Origin of the sequence: Fischerella muscicola PCC 7414 (assembly GCF_000317205.1) — a bacterium.
In the GTDB taxonomy this organism is placed as follows: domain Bacteria; phylum Cyanobacteriota; class Cyanobacteriia; order Cyanobacteriales; family Nostocaceae; genus Fischerella; species Fischerella muscicola.
Genome location: NZ_AJLK01000058.1, coordinates 41,282 through 58,155 on the forward strand (window position 1 = coordinate 41,282; position 16,874 = coordinate 58,155).

A 16,874-nucleotide genomic window follows, 5' to 3' on the forward strand; every position below is an offset into this window, starting at 1 on the left:
CCGTCACGATGGGGGACTGGCGAACCCGAAGGGTTGGTTGTTGATTGTTGTCTGGTAAGCAATTACCAATTACCCATTACCAATTACCTATGATAGTAATATCTACGGTAGTAATAGTTTTGTTGCGGAAAATTGACGCCGTGACGATAGATTCTACGGTAGCGTACTCTTGGATGGTAGTTATAAACTCTTTGATAATGAGGTCTATAGTGATACCGTCTGTAGTAACGATGCCTATTATTATAACGGCGTCTATGATGAGGATTTTGTCTGTAGTGGCGCGTTCTTCTGTAGCGATAGTGTCTGTGTCGTTGGCTAATTTTGTAATCTTGGTTGTGTCTCGTTTGTTCTAGTTCTGTTGCCTCGATTTCTTGCTGTGAAATGATGGGTGCTTGGGTAGATGACAAGGTGTGTGCTGCGGCAACTTCAAATCCCAAGCTAATAGGCAATACTAAAGTACTGACTACGAACTTCCAAAACATTATTTTACACTCCTAATAGTTTGTTTTTTACTAAACCTTTCTCAATCCTTGATTTACTCCTCACCTATCAGGTTGGAAGGTTTATTGTTTATGTTTGGTGGTTCACGCAGTTCTTGTTTACTGCCAACTAATGGCTTGTTTGAGATTCCGTCCTGTTCTCAAGATCAAGTTTTTGATCCAGGAAATGATTATCACTAAATGTTGTTGTGAAAATAGTTCTTGGTGAACTGACATCTCAAAATAATTTCGCTATTTGTGAAAACTTGACAAAAATACATATAAACTGAGTAATAACTACTGAAAAATGACATTGAAAATTTTGGATGACTTTTTTGCCTTTATCTCAAACGCTACTACGTGACAAACAAGAAGATTTAGATATTCAAGATTTACAAGGTTTATTACGCCTTGATTGGAAATTAGGTAAATTTAATCTTTGGTCAGGTTTTTATACCCGAATAGATCAAGTATTTATCCTTTGGGGTTTGATTTGTGCAGGTATTTTTATCACAGCACAATTTTTACCTGTTAGCTGGTATATACAAGCTATTTTATGGTCAGTTCTCACTCTCATCGGTAGTGTGAGCATGATAATTTTGACATGGTTTTGGGTAAGTGTAGAAAAGTTGCGCTAGCTGTTACATGGTTGGGTAATCTTAATGAGTGGAGGTGTTACTCTGAACTGATCTGGGAATTTTCTCTGGCTGGAGTACAGTTTTAATAAACCTGTGTCCTTTGTGGTTAACAATAAGCGCTCTTGGTTACTTATTGACAGCTTGGGGTGTGCGATCGCGTACTTTTTTACTTTCTAAAACATATACTTTTTGTCACCAATCTAAAATCCAAATTCTAAAATCCAAAATCGAATGACATTGGCTGGAGTAAAAATCATACTGGTAGAACCAGCTGGCCCCTTGAACGTGGGGTCTGTAGCACGGGTGATGAAAAATTTCGGTCTCAATCAACTAGTGTTAGTAAATCCCCAATGTGACCCTTGGGGAACACAAGCAAGACAGATGGCGGTTCATGCTCAAGATATTTTAGATGCAGCTATATTAGTGGAGACATTGCCCGCAGCCTTACAGGGATGTAAAAGAGCGATCGCTACAACTGGTATTATTCATGATTGGGATGCACTTCTCGAAAGCCCTCGGACAGCACTACCTTGGTTATTAGAAGAAATTGGACAACCCGCAGCGCTAATTTTTGGCAGAGAAGACCGGGGGTTAACTAATCAAGAATTAAACTATGCCCACCGCTTTGTTCGTATTTCTACTAGTCCTAATTATTCATCATTGAATTTAGCTACAGCTGTGGCAATTTGTTGTTATGAATTGTCACAAATTCAGGACATAGAACAGAAGGGTAAAGGGGAAGGGACAAAGGGGAATGGGTCTTATCCCGGGTCTTCTGCAAAAACGCCTGATTCGGAAATTGCATCTATAGAGCTTATGGAAGGATACTACCAGCAATTAGAATCCCTACTATTAAAGATTGGCTATCTTTATCCCCATACAGCAGCTAGTCGCATGGAAAAATTTCGGCAACTTTATAACCGCGCTCAATTACAAAAGCATGAAGTTGCCATGTTACGAGGCATTTTGCGACAAGTAGAATGGGCGCTCTCAAGGCAGAAAAATCATGAAAACTTGTGATTTTTAAGTACTATATACGCAATTACCCCACAATTACTAATTATGGCTTAAACTAAACACAAAAACATGTCTCAAAATAGAGGAGGACACAATAAGTTTAGTATTTTCTGGTACATAAGTGTCAGTATATACTTATTTAACAGTAAATATTGGGAGTAAATTTTGGCTTGGAATCGGCAAAACAACTTGAATAACTTGTAAATCTGTCAATCTTTGGTAGGCAAACATGTGATAAATCACACAACGAGGGCATTTACATCTAATTCTCCGCGTCCCCGGGTTCCTGTATTCCTACAGGCAATTGCCCACAACTAGGAGATGAAAATTGAACGTAGACGCGTTCATAGGCTTCTTGTAAGAGCAGGGCTTCGGTGTAGTGTACACCGTGCAAGGCGATTCACACAGATGGCTCCCAAGTTTGCCGCTAAGTTAATTCCCGTTCCGAGTTCTCTATTCCCTATTTTCAAGCTGGACAGTCATGTGATAAATCACACAACGAGGACATGCATGAAATATAGTTCTTCCCCTTCCCCTTTCACCTTATCCCCAGAGGAACCCCACCTTCCCCTATTTTCAAGACAGGGAATAAAGAAATATTTTGCTCCACCTAGTTAAACTTTCATTGCTAATTGCCAGATTATACACTTCCTATCATCATAAAATTTTATGGAAACCAGAACACATATACCCGGTTTCTCGCAACCTCAACCTGTGAATGCACGCCAAAAGCCCCTCCGGAAAGTGCAGAAGTCGAGCCAGCAACAACGTCCCTCTCAAGCTGGGACAAAACTAACACGTGTCAAAGCTAGTTCTACTCCTACCACTGCAACTGTGGCGAAAAAACGACCTAGTATAGTAGTACCAGCAGCTATCAAACCTCTGCCTGCGAAACCGGGGCAAATTCCACCCTTTAAGCCAAGCAATGCCAAAGTCAAAACTGTAAAATCCCGAAAGCAGGCACTGCCTAAAAAAGTCAGAACATCCCGAAAAACAAGGTTAAAGCCTATGGCTAGAACCATGCTCTATGCCTTGCGGTTATTAATAGTAGGAATTGGTATTGGGGCGATTGTGGGAACAGTATTGTCGGTACTAGACCCTGCCAATCAAATGACGACAACACAGACATCACCTCAGAATGCCAAATCAGGACAAGGACAAATCCAGGCTATCCCCACTCCCACACCTGCTGCTATTTTATCCCTATCACAGGAAATTACTTCCTTAAAAACTAATTTACAAAGCTTAACATCTGCTAACCCGAATCTCACACCAGGAGTTTTCGTGGTGGATTTGGAAAATGGTAGTTATGTAGATATCAATGCTTCTGCCAGTTTCCCCGCAGCCAGCACCATTAAAATCCCCATCCTAGTAGCTTTTTTCCAGGATGTCGATGCAGGTAAAATCCGCCTGGATGAGATGCTGACCATGCAAAAAGAAATGATAGTAGGCGGTTCTGGAGATATGCAGTATAAACCCGCTGGCACTCAATTTAAGGCGCTGGAAGTTGCTACTAAGATGATGACTGTCAGTGATAATACAGCAACAAATATGCTCATAGCCCGGATGGGTGGGATTGAAGCTTTAAATCAGCGTTTCCGGAGTTGGGGTTTAAATACTACAGCTATACGCAATCAACTGCCTGATTTGCAAGGTACAAACACAACCAGTCCCAAAGAATTGGGGAACTTGATGGCGATGGTTAGTCAAGGCAATTTGTTGAACATGACATCGCGCGATCGCATCCTGGATATTATGCGTAATACTGTCAGAAACCATCTATTACCAACTGGGTTGGGACAGGGTGCAACCATTGCCCATAAAACTGGTGATATTGGCACCATGCTAGCAGATGCAGGTCTAGTAGACCTCCCCACTGGCAAGCGTTACATAGTCGCAGTCATGGTACAACGCCCCAATAACGACCCCCGTGCTGAAAAACTCATTGGTTCCATCTCTCGGGCAGCATACCAACAATTTACCCAAACTACCCGCACTGTACAAACTCCTGCACCGACTCCTGCACCAAGTATTACTCCAAACCCAACTCCAACAACCAGCTATCAGCCGCAGGTGATGACTCCTGCACCCTTACCAACAAATACTCAACCCACAATCAATTATCAGCAGTATCCCCTGATGAGTCCACCTCTGCCGAACAGCATCAGCAATCCTCTACCCGCAACTGGTGGCTATCAATACCAACCACCACTAACCAATCAGCCACAGTATTATCCTTATTACAACACCTATCCCAGGTAATTGATCATGACATCTACAACACCCACTATTCAATTTTTTAGTGGTATTCATGAAGAACTAGGTAACGTCAGCTTGCGACGTGGTCGTTTGGGAAAACGTATTATCTTAATGACATTTAACAAGTTGCAAGCCTTAGAAGGATTCAATAGCTTCACAAAACAATCCTTAAATACCATGCTGTTAAGCGACGAAGAAGGCGAAATCAGCATCACACCTTCGTCTGTGCAATTTATTTTTGGGGGCGCAGAAGGCGATGAGTTACAGAGGGTAGAGTGCAAATTGGAAATTGAACAAGACAACCATTGGGAAAGATTTATAAGATTTATGCATCGCTACGCTGAGGCCAATGGTATGGTCTATGGTGAATCTTAATTTTGATAGTGATTGGATACGGATATTTCCCATCAGCTAACATAAAAAGAGTCCGCAATGGCTCTGCAAAGGTGAAAAGCCATGTCCGAAACAGCCCTCACAGCACCCTATGTAACCCTGCCACCAACCCAAGCAGAACTCCCCTATGATGATGGTGAGCCGATGGAGAGTCAGCGCCACAAATTGCAAATGGATTTGTTAATTGACGCCTTAACGCCTTGGTTGGAACAGCGAGAGGATGGTTATGTAGGCGGTAATATGTTCGTCTACTACAGCATGGCCCAAATACGGAATAAAGATTTTAAAGGGCCAGACTTTTTTGCTGTATTGGGAGTGCCAAAAGGAGAACGTCGCAGTTGGGTAATTTGGGAAGAAGAAAAAGCACCGGATGTAATCATTGAGTTATTGTCTGATAGTACCGCCGCAGTTGATAAAAATCAGAAAAAGTTAATTTATCAAAATCAGATCCGCGTGCCAGAATATTTTTGGTTTGACCCCTTTAATCCTGATGATTGGGCTGGTTTCTTTTTAAGTAGTGGAGTCTACCAACCCTTAGTTGCCAATGAACGCGATCAATTAGTCAGTAAGTCATTGAATTTAGGACTGCAACTTTGGCATGGAAATTATAAAGGTGTTGAAACAACTTGGCTACGCTGGGCAACATTAGAAGGAGAACTGCTACCAACATCAGAGGAAATTGCACAACAGGAAAGACAAAGAGCAGAACAAGCAGAGTCTAGGTTATTACAAACAGCACGCAATCTTCTGCAAACAGGAATGACAGCAGAACAAGTGGCAAATTTAACAGGTCTGTCTACATCTCAAATAGAACAGCTAACTAAGTAGGTCAGCACAAATAAAATTAACTAGCTAGGATAGTCATTTGTCATTTGTCATTAGGTAGGAGCAAACGCTTAACTCAATTAAATAAGTACAACTTTGCATTAATTCGTAGTGTTTTTAAACGCAAAGGATCGCAAAGGGACGCAGAGTATGGCTACAGGAATTTTACTATGAGTTTTCGCAGATCAAGTCTACTTAATTTATAACTCAGAATTTCTAATTCCTACTTATCTACAAATATCGCTGTAATAACCCAATCACTACCTCTGGCTGTTCTAGATGTGGTAGCACTCCCGTATTTGGAATGACATGAAAATCTCGAATTGATCTGGAATTCAACTTTGCTAATCGTTGTCCTAATTTCACACTTGTAAATTGTGCCTCTTTCCCCCAAAAAATTACTGTGGGAATATTTAGTTGTTCAATATACAAACTTAAATCAAAATAAAGGTCGCCCCGCAAAAATGCCAAAGCTGCAAATTTGGCATTCGGCTGTTGAGCAGAAAATAAATATGCCTCTACTATTTCGGGCGAAACTCGTTCTGGTTTGGCAAACAAAAAACTTCGCAAAAAGTTATTTACTGCTATTTCATTCTCAGCACCCAAAGTGTAAATTAAATTATCTAGTAGTGGAGTGTTAATCACCTGAAGCGGCAGTCTGCGTCCTGCACCTTGTCCAAAGTCATCAAAACCAGAAGGGCAAACTAAATACAACTCCTGAAATAAAAAAGGTTGAGCAATCGCCAGTCGAATCATCAAAGCAGCAGTTAAGGAAGACGCCACCACCTTTACAGGCGGGCAACAAGTGTGTCTGATAAATTCTGTGATAGTTGTTAAATAATCATTAATTTGATAATCCCGGACTGGGTGAGTAGAATCTCCCCAACCAATTAAGTCTGGTGCGAGTATGCGGTGAGAAGTAGCAAAAGCAGGATAAACTTTTGACCATTCATAAGCAGAAGACCCACCACCAAAACAGTGAAGAAATATTAGTGGTGGTAAATCTTCAGTCTCGGCATAACACCAAGGTGCAGCAGTTTGGGTGTAGTAAACCATTGACCCTAAAGAGGTGTTAATTGTTTTATGCCCGAAGCCTGGAGGTTGGAACTGAAGCATATTCATCAGTTATTAGTCATTGGTCATTGGTCATTGGTGATTGCTCAATGCTATTCTTTACAATTAACCATTCCTTTTTATTACCCTTTATCTTTTTCATTCTCCCTTTTCCCTTATTATTTGCGCTAGTAAACATTTTGTCATCGTGTGGCAAGATGAATAAAAACACTCCATCAGCCCACCATGTTAGGAAAGCTACTAGACGGTCGTTACAGAGTAATCCAAGTCCTGAGTGCCGGAGGATTTGGTGAAACTTATATTGCTGAAGATACCCGCCGACCAGGCAACCCTAAATGCGTTCTTAAGTTGCTGAAGCCTGCAAGTTCCGAACCCTATTATTTGCAAACTGCCAGGCGCTTATTTAATAGTGAGGCTGAGATACTAGAACAACTGGGAAATCATGACCAAATTCCTCGTCTGTTGGCTTATTTTGAAGAGAGCGAAGAATTTTGCTTAGTGCAAGAGTTGATTGTTGGACACCCACTCAGTGCAGAAATGCGAAGTGGTCAACCTTGGACTGAAAGCCAAGTTATTCAGATGTTACAGGATGTTTTGGGAGTGTTGGAATTTGTTCACGGATACAATGTGATTCATCGTGATATCAAGCCTGATAATTTAATTAGACGTGACTTGGATGGTAAATTAGTTTTAATTGACTTTGGGGCTGTGAAACAAATGCGATCGCAACTCGCAGTTTCTCCTAGTCAAATGGCTGCGACTGTTGCGATTGGTACTCCTGGTTATATGCCAGCAGAACAGGCCCAAGGCAGACCACGCCCAAATAGTGATATTTATGCTGTTGGGATCATCGCCATCCAAGCACTAACGGGAATTTTGCCAACTCAGTTGCAGGAAAATCCTGAAACTGGGGAAATTATCTGGCCCAACCAAGCCCAAGCCTCCCCCAGACTCATAGCCATTTTACAGAAAATGGTGCGCTACCACTACCGCGATCGCTATCAATCTGCAACAGAAGTCTTGCGGGATCTTCAGCAATTACAAAATCCGTTTCCACCGACACAACCCCAAATTTCATCTGCCAACGCCCAATCAACTATGCCGCAGCTGATGAATATGTACCCGCAAACATCAGTACCCCCTTCTGGTGTCACAGATTACTCCACACCCTCTTCACAAGTTGCACCGCCACCCGCTTGGATCAACAAAACTCTTTCTGTAGCTAGATTCTTACCTTTTGTCGGTGCGGCAGGATTATTTTTATTTAAAGCACCCACCTGGATTATCTTGTTAGGTATTGGTTTAGCAACTTTTGGAGTCGGTTTATTCTTCCTGCGTTCTTCATATCCAAGATTAGCAAAAGATTACGACGCAGTTTTTGCTGTAGTTTTCTGTTTATGTGGTGTACTGCTGCTATTTCAAGAATATCAATCCTATGGCAATCAAGAAATACCAATCACCCAGTTTTTACTAGCAGGAGCAGGTATATATTCTGCTGCGGAGTGTATTCGTTTACGTGGCATGAATAAATAATAAATTGTTGTTTGTTGTTTGTTGTTTGTTGTTTGTTGTTTGTTGTTTGTTGTTTGTTGTTTGTTGTTTGTTGTTTGTTGTTTGTTGTTTGTTGTTTGTTGTTTGAGCCAAAAATTTACTCAATGTTAACTATTGTATGGGTGCAAAGCTTTGCGCTCTGACTAACCACTAACCAATTACCATTAACTTCTAGATAAATGTTTAATAATCCACTTAATCTAATTGGCACAATTTTAATTATTGCAGCTATTGCTCTATCTGTTATGCCTTTTTTGCGTCCTAAGCTATTCCGTCGTCAAGATATAGTATTAATAATAGTGTATTTTATTGCTGGTTTTATTCTGTTTTTTACAGACAGATGGTATGGCAAAGAATTAATCCAGTTTAATTTAATCCTTCTGACCATATCTGCTATTTTTTACACTTTTGAAAGTATCCGATTGCGAAGTAAAAATCCACAACAGTAAGGATACGATTATGACTGATAAAAATCGCTCTCAATGGGACTTAGGAAGATTTATCGAAACCCTTACTTATTTTGAAGTTGTACCTTTGATTAACTGGATACAAGATTTCTTCCAAGGTCGTACCAAGGATAATCAAAACCAACCAAATGGAGCAAAGCAAGTGGGTGTAATACTAGTAGCAGGTGCGACGGGTGGTGTTGGGAAGCGAGTGGTACGGCGACTAGTTGAACAAGGTTATCGAGTGCGATCGCTTGTGCGTGATATTGAGAGAGCGCGCTCAATTCTTGGTGATAGTACTGAGTTAGTAGTTGCAGATATTACTAATTCAGAAACATTAACATCCCTAGTAATGGCTAACATCCAAGCAATCATTTGTTGTACAGCAGTGCGTGTACAGCCAAAAGAAGGAGATACACCAGAACGAGAAAAATACTATCAAGGTGTGAAATTTTATCAGCCAGAAATAGTCGGCGACACTCCAGAAAATGTGGAGTATCGAGGCGTAAAAAATTTAGTAGAAGCAGCTGCGAAATATTTGCCTGCTTCAGGAGAAAAAATATTATTTGATTTCACCAACCCATCCACAGAAATGAAAAATATTTGGGGTGCAGTAGATGATGTAGTTATGGGTGGAGTCAGTGAAAGTAATATTCAATTAGTAGAAGGTACAGCTTTATTTGCCGGTAATGTTTCCACTGCTAACTCTGGTGGTTTTGCTTCTGTCAGAACGAAAAATTTCTCTCCTGCTTTTAATTTATCTGGCTACGAAGGTATAAAATTACGCGTGAGAGGTGATGGCAAGCGTTATAAATTTTTTCTGCGTACAGACACAAAATGGGATGGTATTGGTTATAGTTATTCCTTCGACACAATAGCAAATACTTGGATAGATGTTCGCATTCCATTTGCAGATTTGATTCCTGTCTTCAGGGCTAAAACTTTGCAAGATTGTCCACCAATTGACACCAATCAAATTTCCTCATTCCAGTTAATGTTGAGTAAGTTTGAATATGATGGTGAATTAAATCCGCAATTTTCTCCTGGTGGTTTTGCCTTGCAGGTAGAATCAATCAAAGCCTATGGAGGGGAAACTTTACCACAATTTATTCTTGTTAGTTCCGCAGGGGTGACTCGTCCAGGACGTCCAGGAATTAATTTAGAGGAAGAACCACCAGCAGTCAGATTAAACGACCAATTGGGAGGTATTCTGACTTGGAAATTAAAGGGCGAAGACAGTTTACGAGCAAGTGGAATTCCCTATACAATTATTAGACCTTGTGCATTGACAGAAGAAGCGGGCGGCAAATCACTGATATTTGAACAAGGCGACAATATTAGGGGAAAAATTAGTCGCGAAGATGTGGCAGAAATTTGTTTACAAGCGCTACGACAACCCCAGGCGTGTAACCTCACTTTTGAAGTCAAAGAGGGGGAAGATCGCGCTAGTTCTATAGAGTGGCAAAAATTATTTGCCCAACTACAACCTGATTCAGCAAGTCAAAGACAGCCATAGCAATTCTAAATCAGTTGTGAAAAACAAGCTCCCCGACTTTTTAGAAAAGTTGGGGTTCTCTCAGAATTTTGCACCAATCTCAGTAAGCCTCAAATCCCTAATAAAACTGAACTTCCTTTGCAGTCTGCTTTATAGCTTCTTAGTCACCCCTTCAGGTATATCTCTTAATACAGTTATTACCCTTCACTGAACTGTATTGAGAAGTAGGATGCGATCGCATTGAGGAAAGAGTGCGTACTAAGAGGGAGTAGCTTGTCGCCGAATATTGCTGCTTTTGAGAGTAGGGTATCAGTAGTAAATTATTGATAAATTCGCCGGAGTTCTTCTAGAGTATTCACGGTTTTGATACTGGTGAGAATCGCCCTTAATATCTCCACATCCTGTATCTGAGAGATTTCTGGTAACATTGTTAACCCCTCGCTGCCAAATTTTAACTCCAATCCCATTTCAATGGCTTCAAGCAACCCTTCCCTTATACCTTTTTGAATCCCCCTTCTCTCTACGCTAGTAATATAAGGCATTTTCTTTTCCTCCTCATATTGAATCACTTCCTGCCAAAAACTGTTTTCTAATTCTTCAGGTAATCTCATCACCCAGTCGATAAATTTAAACAAGTTGATGATATCTTCGCGCTGATAGTGTAATTTATGACTAAATCATATCCAGATACATCATATACTTCATTTAACAAAGCCTGTAAATCAATAACTGGTTCAGTATCTCCTGAACGCAAAGGTAAGGAAAAAGTCGGAATTACATCTTGCAAATTAAAAGCATATAAATCAGCATAAGGACGCTTATCACGACGAGCAACCAAAATTCGATAGTGACTTTCAATATTGCTGTCAATAAAAGGCATTGGTTCACCTTTGTCCTGGAAATAACTCAGGATGTTCTAAATAGGGATTCATGCCTGGAAATGGAGAAGACATGTTTCTACACCTCAAAACTAATTTTTGTCCCTCCTCGCTTGCGGGGAGGAGTTAGAGTGAGAATTTAGGAACAACTAGTCAACGCTGCACCACATTGATCTTCACTTGCCAACCAACCTTTGATTCCTTGATATTCTACCTGCGCCCATTCTCCCTGACAGCCTAATAATTTAACACTCGTGCTGGGGGGAATTCGTCCTACTTTTTGACTTTGCTGATCAGCATTGGTGTAAAGATTCACGCCGTTAGTGCCATAACCCCGCGATGATATACCTAACATTGGCAAATACACCCAGCCAGTTCCTTTGAAATCACCAGTCACATCAGTGACTTGCACCCATTTCCCGGAAGCGGCGGTAATTTTTACTGTCTCATTAGCAGCTATTTGCCCCAAAATTTTGTGAGTTGGACTTGCACCACTCCGCACATTTAAACCTTGTGGATCTTTGCTGACGACGTAGGCAAAAATATCACACTTTTGTTGCTGGGGTGATTGGGCTAAGACATGATGATTGGCTATACCAGTATTAACAAGTACGCTAATACAACTGAATGACAATACGATCGCTAACTTGGCTGCTTGATTGTTCACGCTTGTTCTCCGATTTTTGGACACCAGCAATATTGCTGGTGTCATATTTTTACCTCAAATCGTAACCAAATAAATTCGGATCAACCTCTCCCAGTTGCAAATCTGCCAAACCGTATTCCGCCCAGCGCCTTTCCACCATCGCCGCTATTTCTGGATCTGATTCTAAGGGTGCGCCCCATTCGTGTTCGGTTTCTGGTGGTATCTTTGTGGTAGCATCAATTCCCATGCGTCCGCCCAAACCAATCTTTTCACTAGCAAAATCTAAGCTGTCAAAGGGTGTATTGGGCAGAATAAACACATCCCGTGTGGGATCTACTTTTGAACTAATCGCCCACACGACTTGACGCGGATCTCTGATATTGATGTCTTTATCAACCACAATCACGAATTTGGTGTAAGTAAACTGTGGTAACGCACTCCAAAACGCCAATGCTGCCCGTCGCGCTTGCCCAGGATAGGCTTTATCTATAGATATAATTGCCGCTTTGTAACTCAAAGCTTCCATTGGCAAGAAGAAATCGACTATTTCCGAAACTTGTTGCCGTAGTATCGGAGTATAAATGCGATTAAGAGCGATCGCCATCATCGCTTCTTCTTTAGGTGGACGTCCACTAAATGTGGTTAAATACATTGGGTCTTTGCGGTGTGTCATACACTGGAAACGAATCAAGGGTGAATCTTCTACACCGCCGTAATAACCCATGTGATCGCCAAAAGGCCCGTCTGGTAAAACTTCCCCTGGTGTAATCGTCCCTTCTAAAACAATTTCAGAATCAGCGGGAACTTCCAAATCTACAGTTTTACACTTTGCCAACTGCACACCAGAACCACCGTAAAGTCCAGCAAATAACCATTCAGATAAATCCACCGGAATTGGTGTGGCTGCTGCCATGATAATTAGAGGATCAACGCCGAGTGCGATCGCAATTTCTAGTTTCTTCCCACGTTCAGCTGCTTTACGTAAATGTCTCGCCCCACCCCGCACCGATAACCAATGCACTGTCATTGTGTTGTGAGATTGTAGTTGTAAGCGATACACACCAACATTGGGTGTTCCTGTCTCGCAATCCTTTGTAATCACCAATCCCAGGGTGATAATCTTACCAGCGTCACCTGGATAAGGACGTATCAAAGGTAACTTATTCAAATCCAAATCTTCCCCTTGTATCACCACTTGCTGACAAGCGGGGAAAAAATCTCTTCCTGGTTTCGCCTTGAGTACATCAAACAGCACTTTACCAAAATCAATCGCTTGGGAAATCTTTTTGGGCGGCTTGGGTTGTTGCAGCATCGCCAACTTTTTACCCAATTCTTCTAACTCCTGTGGATGCTGCATATTCATCGCCCAGCATATCCTTTCCACTGTCCCCATCAGGTTGATTGCCACTGGCACAGACGAACCTTTAACGTTTTCAAACAATAACGCCGGGCCACCCTTTTGCAACATGCGGTTGGAAATTTCCGCAATTTCTAAATCTGGATCTACTGGCGCTGTAATTCGCTGTAGTTGTCCTTTTTGTTCCAGAAGTTTGATAAATTCCCGTAAATCTCTTGCCATTGTGTTAGAAAAATTTTAAGAACTATGAAGCGCTTTTTATATTATCTGTTATTTCTCTTGCCTAGCTTGAAAAAGGGTGTATGGGTGTAAGGGTGTGGGGGTGTAGGAAGAGTCAAATTTTCGTGCCCTCGTTGTGGGCATAATCGCGCATGGGGTTCTAGCTTCTAACCCTGCTATAAAATTAAGATATTATAGTCAATGGCTTGGAGGCATAAGTAATGTCTAAGATTACTCCAGCGGCCTTAGCGACGACATTAGCACTAGCAACAATTACTTTCTACCCATCCACAACGCTATCACAAACTCTAAAGGGTGGGCGTAACACAACGCCTCCAACAGGTTGTTTGTCTAGATATGCTGATGGTACGTATCGTGGTTCCCAACCAGTCACTCGTTACGAGTTTGCTGCTAGGATGAATGCTTGTTTAAATCAGGTGGAGGAAGTTATTCCCAATCGGGCTAATTTGGCGACTAAATCAGATTTTGATGTTTTAATTAAACGGCAAATAGAGTTAAATCGGCAAGTTCGAGAGTTAAATCAGCGTGTTGATAATATTAAAAAATAATTTTTTATCGACCACAGACACACACAGATAAATACAGAATAATGGCTCAACAACGCGAGTTTCCTGATTGGAATAATTTGTATCAAGAACGTCAAGTGGAAACTATGCCTTGGTACAATCCAGATTTGGATGCTGATCTAGAGCAAGCTTTAGGTGAGTTAAAGATTAATTCTGGCACAGCACTGGATTTAGGAACTGGACCAGGTACACAAGCGATCGCATTAGCGAAAAAAGGTTTTCGGGTGACTGGGACTGATATTTCTGAAGCTGCTATCACTCAGGCTGATAGTAAGACTAAGGAAGAAGGTTTAGATGTTAGATTTATACAGGATGATATTTTTAAGAGTCGTTTGCATCAAGAGTTTGATTTTGTGTTTGACCGGGGCTGTTTTCATGTATTTCATCCTGATTTCAGACAGGATTATGTTCGGATTGTACATAGTTTGATTAAGCCCAAAGGTTATTTGTTTCTGAAATGCTTTAGCCATTTGGAAACAAGGGAAGGAGGCCCCTATCGATTTACACCAGAAGAAATCAAGAAAATTTTTGGCGATCGCTTCCATGTAATATCAATTCATGAAACGGTTTATCAAGGTACTCTTGACCCATTGCCCAAAGCGTTATTTAGTATTTTGCAAAGATTTTAAATCTCTCTATGCTTACTGTACAAGGAAAATTCCGTTTTTATTTACTTGGTAGGGCAGTATCCTTGAAGCTAAACCAAAGAGAGCAAAATCTCAATTGAATACAGATTTCTCATTACTTGAGCAACCAGAATAAAGCATATACCTCTACCCAGGAAAGCTTTATGTCATCATTGTGGGTTGAAAGAATCCGCGCCCTTGTAGCTAGCGATCGCACAGTCTCGCGATACCTACAGAGGATTACAATCAAGGAAAAATGGATAAAGTCGAGCTTAGAATAAATCGCACATCACATTATTGTTCATTTAAGAATGTGTCTTTTTATTTTGTCTGGCGTAAATTTTATAGAATATGCGATCGCAAGAATTCTTCAACTTACCAAAGAAGCGGTAACTTTTGCGAACAATATCTAGGACAAAGTAGGGAAGCCTAATTCGCAATGGCGAAAAGATGGGGCGGTATAGCCAATAATATGCTCTTTTAAGGTTGTTCCATTTTGAACATTTTTCTTCTTGGAGAAAGTCTGAAATATCTACAACTAATCCCCTTCCGTGATACATCATGACATTACGCCCGTGGACATCATGGGGATATAGCCCCCGCTTACGCGCATAGTCTAGGGCCTCGTCGATATCTTTTATTACCTGCTTGGGAATACGTAGACCACGATGGATGCAGTCGTAGAGAGTGACTCCATGTAGCCGCTTCAAAATTAAAAAGCCCTCGGCAGCATACAGACACTCAGAGAAGGCAGGGTGATAACCGAGACGGCGGTAAACTTCTACCTCTTCCTCAAAGCCTGGGCGTCCGGGTGCGTAAATCTTGACTACCCAGTTTGGATAATCAGGGTGGTAGACGACCGCAGCGTAATTTCCTGCTCCTAGTTGTTGCCAAGGATGGGGAAGATAGCTGATTTTCACAGGGTCATGGGGATCTATGCTCTCAATCTGTAACTTGGGAATTAATTCTTGGTGAACAGTTTCTATCAGTTGATCTATGAGCGATCCATCCATACTGAGTCCCCTGAGAGTAGTGAAGCTGTTCGGGATTATACATCACTGCTAGATGATCTAGTGTCATTATTAGCCTAGCCGAATTCCCAGGATTCACACACAATGTTGTTTAAAATTCCTCGTCCCCTTGTGGGCGAGGAATTTGGTAATAGGTAATTGGTTTTCTCATTACCGATCACCCATTATCCCGACAGAGCGACTTTCCTCTACACCCACGAGGGATGTAGCATCCCTGTCGCTTTGGTAGTATTCTTGCATCTAGACTGCTGGTGAGCAGAGTATGGAATCGCTAATTATAAATTCCTAGCCTGGAGGAGCAAAATGTTTATCTGCGTCATTGCAGACTACGGTACAGGAGATCCGGCATTTGCTGAAGTCAGCCAACGGCTCTTGATGGCTTTTCCTCAAGCCCAGATTCATTTGCTTTCGGTTCCCCCCTTCAGTACCCTGGCAACAGGTTTTTGGATAGCTCAACTAGGGCTGAACCCTGGGCAGAGCGATCGCCTGATTTATCACAACTGCGCTCCTCGCCAAGATGATCCAGAAGCCCGCCGGGACAATGAGGGTGAGGGATTAACCTATGCTTTATTATCTAATGGTGTCAAAGTAGTGGGTGTAAATGCGGGCTATACTTTGTCATTTATCAAACATCATAGTAAGGTCTTGCGAACGGTCAATGTTTCTCGTGGTGGCTCACAATTTCGCTCACGGGATGTGTTTCCGCCTGCGGCGGCGGCGATCGCGAGTGAAGATTTTAGTATTTTAGGAGACAGCCTACAGCCTGAGCAAATTCCGGATGTACCAAGCGATCGCATTGCCTGGATTGATGGTTACGGCAATATCAAAACTACTATTGCAGCGCATACAGTGGATTTGGAGCCTGAAAGCAAGATTGTGATCCGTATTGGAGATGTGGTCAGTGATGCTATCTATTCTGATGGTAGTTTTAAAGTTCCGGAAGGAACTTTGGCTTTTGCTCCTGGTAGTTCGGGTTGGTCTTGTGCTGATTCCGGAGAACCATTACGTTGGATGGAACTGTTTCTACGGGGTGGTAATGCTTGGGAACGGTTTGGCAAGCCCCGGTTGAATCAGCAGGTGACTCGGATAGTCTAAAAGATTGTCTTGGAAACGAACACAGTGCAAGGCGATGCACACGGATGGGTTTTCTGTGTGTTGCTTTTATCTTGTGTTTTATGTGGGTTTGAAGTTGTTATATTGAGTTCTGTTAATTACTTATAATCAAAAAACCTCACCCCCAGCCCCTCTGTTGCGAGTTCGGAGGGGGGTGCCGAAGGCGGGGTGAGGTTAAATGGGAATTATAAGTGATCATACGAGCTTGATCTTACTAAGATTGTGTAAAATATAACACAG

The 16,874-nt window shown here is 41.7% G+C and carries 18 protein-coding genes and 1 pseudogene; 11 read left to right on the forward strand and 8 right to left on the reverse strand.

What is annotated here, in order from left to right:
• Nucleotides 1-83: 83 nt before the first annotated feature.
• Nucleotides 84-482, reverse strand: a complete 399-nt coding sequence (locus tag UYI_RS36650; protein WP_146007628.1) for a hypothetical protein — start codon at nucleotides 480-482, stop codon at nucleotides 84-86.
• A 323-nt stretch (nucleotides 483-805) separates the two neighbouring features.
• On the opposite strand from UYI_RS36650, the gene UYI_RS38800 reads away from it, so the two are divergent.
• From UYI_RS38800 to UYI_RS0108225, 5 genes are all read left to right on the forward strand, one after another.
• A complete protein-coding gene (locus UYI_RS38800; protein ID WP_016866195.1) occupies nucleotides 806-1,117 on the forward strand; it encodes a hypothetical protein in 312 nt (103 codons plus the stop codon).
• A 231-nt stretch (nucleotides 1,118-1,348) separates the two neighbouring features.
• Nucleotides 1,349-2,137: an RNA methyltransferase gene (locus UYI_RS0108210; protein ID WP_016866196.1), complete on the forward strand. Its 789-nt coding sequence runs from the start codon at nucleotides 1,349-1,351 to the stop codon at nucleotides 2,135-2,137.
• A 666-nt stretch (nucleotides 2,138-2,803) separates the two neighbouring features.
• Entirely contained in the window at nucleotides 2,804-4,396 is a 1,593-nt protein-coding gene (locus UYI_RS0108215; protein WP_016866197.1) for a class A beta-lactamase, read from the forward strand.
• Nucleotides 4,397-4,402: 6 nt separating this feature from the next.
• Entirely contained in the window at nucleotides 4,403-4,768 is a 366-nt protein-coding gene (gene psb28, locus UYI_RS0108220) for a photosystem II reaction center protein Psb28 (protein WP_016866198.1), read from the forward strand.
• Nucleotides 4,769-4,849: 81 nt separating this feature from the next.
• Nucleotides 4,850-5,614 (forward strand): Uma2 family endonuclease, encoded by a 765-nt coding sequence (locus UYI_RS0108225; RefSeq protein ID WP_016866199.1) that lies wholly within the window; start codon nucleotides 4,850-4,852, stop codon nucleotides 5,612-5,614.
• A gap of 228 nt (nucleotides 5,615-5,842) precedes the next feature.
• Here the strand turns inward: UYI_RS0108225 and UYI_RS0108230 are convergent, their stop codons facing one another.
• Nucleotides 5,843-6,727, reverse strand: a complete 885-nt coding sequence (locus UYI_RS0108230) for an alpha/beta fold hydrolase (RefSeq protein ID WP_016866200.1) — start codon at nucleotides 6,725-6,727, stop codon at nucleotides 5,843-5,845.
• Between the two features lie 183 nt (nucleotides 6,728-6,910).
• Here UYI_RS0108230 and UYI_RS0108240 point away from each other — a divergent pair, with 183 nt between their 5' ends.
• The 3 genes from UYI_RS0108240 (at nucleotide 6,911) to UYI_RS0108255 (ending at nucleotide 10,198) form a co-directional block, all read left to right on the forward strand.
• Nucleotides 6,911-8,218, forward strand: coding sequence for a protein kinase domain-containing protein (locus tag UYI_RS0108240; RefSeq protein WP_016866202.1), 1,308 nt, complete (start codon nucleotides 6,911-6,913; stop codon nucleotides 8,216-8,218).
• Nucleotides 8,219-8,415: 197 nt separating this feature from the next.
• Nucleotides 8,416-8,685 carry a Ycf66 family protein gene (locus tag UYI_RS0108250; RefSeq protein WP_016866204.1) on the forward strand — a complete coding sequence of 90 codons (270 nt, stop codon included), beginning with the start codon at nucleotides 8,416-8,418 and terminating at the stop codon, nucleotides 8,683-8,685.
• A 10-nt stretch (nucleotides 8,686-8,695) separates the two neighbouring features.
• Nucleotides 8,696-10,198 carry a CIA30 family protein gene (locus UYI_RS0108255; protein ID WP_016866205.1) on the forward strand — a complete coding sequence of 501 codons (1,503 nt, stop codon included), beginning with the start codon at nucleotides 8,696-8,698 and terminating at the stop codon, nucleotides 10,196-10,198.
• 299 nt (nucleotides 10,199-10,497) lie between these two features.
• Here UYI_RS0108255 and UYI_RS0108260 read toward each other — a convergent pair whose 3' ends face one another.
• The 5 genes and pseudogenes from UYI_RS0108260 to UYI_RS0108275 all read right to left on the reverse strand — a co-directional run bounded on the left by UYI_RS0108260 (nucleotide 10,498) and on the right by UYI_RS0108275 (nucleotide 13,280).
• Entirely contained in the window at nucleotides 10,498-10,788 is a 291-nt protein-coding gene (locus UYI_RS0108260) for a hypothetical protein (RefSeq protein WP_016866206.1), read from the reverse strand.
• Nucleotides 10,788-11,069 (reverse strand): annotated as a pseudogene (locus UYI_RS0108265) (DUF4058 family protein); the annotation flags it as partial. The gene UYI_RS0108260 and the pseudogene UYI_RS0108265, both read right to left, overlap by 1 nt.
• Complete coding sequence (locus tag UYI_RS40165; protein WP_146007629.1) at nucleotides 11,062-11,130, reverse strand: DUF4058 family protein; 69 nt, start codon at nucleotides 11,128-11,130, stop codon at nucleotides 11,062-11,064. The gene UYI_RS40165 and the pseudogene UYI_RS0108265, both read right to left, overlap by 8 nt.
• Before the next feature lie 64 nt (nucleotides 11,131-11,194).
• On the reverse strand, nucleotides 11,195-11,767 hold the full coding sequence (locus UYI_RS0108270) for an SH3 domain-containing protein (RefSeq protein WP_016866208.1): 573 nt from the start codon (nucleotides 11,765-11,767) through the stop codon (nucleotides 11,195-11,197).
• A 4-nt stretch (nucleotides 11,768-11,771) separates the two neighbouring features.
• Nucleotides 11,772-13,280, reverse strand: coding sequence for a UbiD family decarboxylase (locus UYI_RS0108275; RefSeq protein ID WP_016866209.1), 1,509 nt, complete (start codon nucleotides 13,278-13,280; stop codon nucleotides 11,772-11,774).
• A 218-nt stretch (nucleotides 13,281-13,498) separates the two neighbouring features.
• Here UYI_RS0108275 and UYI_RS0108280 point away from each other — a divergent pair, with 218 nt between their 5' ends.
• Nucleotides 13,499-13,846 (forward strand): hypothetical protein, encoded by a 348-nt coding sequence (locus UYI_RS0108280; RefSeq protein ID WP_016866210.1) that lies wholly within the window; start codon nucleotides 13,499-13,501, stop codon nucleotides 13,844-13,846.
• A 41-nt stretch (nucleotides 13,847-13,887) separates the two neighbouring features.
• The gene (locus UYI_RS0108285) at nucleotides 13,888-14,493 is read left to right on the forward strand and encodes a class I SAM-dependent methyltransferase (RefSeq protein WP_016866211.1); all 606 of its coding nucleotides are present in this window, start codon (nucleotides 13,888-13,890) and stop codon (nucleotides 14,491-14,493) included.
• 302 nt (nucleotides 14,494-14,795) lie between these two features.
• On the opposite strand, the gene UYI_RS0108290 is transcribed toward UYI_RS0108285, so the two are convergent.
• The gene (locus tag UYI_RS0108290; protein WP_016866212.1) at nucleotides 14,796-15,503 is read right to left on the reverse strand and encodes a serine/threonine-protein kinase; all 708 of its coding nucleotides are present in this window, start codon (nucleotides 15,501-15,503) and stop codon (nucleotides 14,796-14,798) included.
• Nucleotides 15,504-15,824: 321 nt separating this feature from the next.
• Here UYI_RS0108290 and UYI_RS0108295 point away from each other — a divergent pair, with 321 nt between their 5' ends.
• Nucleotides 15,825-16,616, forward strand: coding sequence for an SAM hydrolase/SAM-dependent halogenase family protein (locus UYI_RS0108295; protein ID WP_016866213.1), 792 nt, complete (start codon nucleotides 15,825-15,827; stop codon nucleotides 16,614-16,616).
• Nucleotides 16,617-16,874 lie beyond the last annotated feature (258 nt).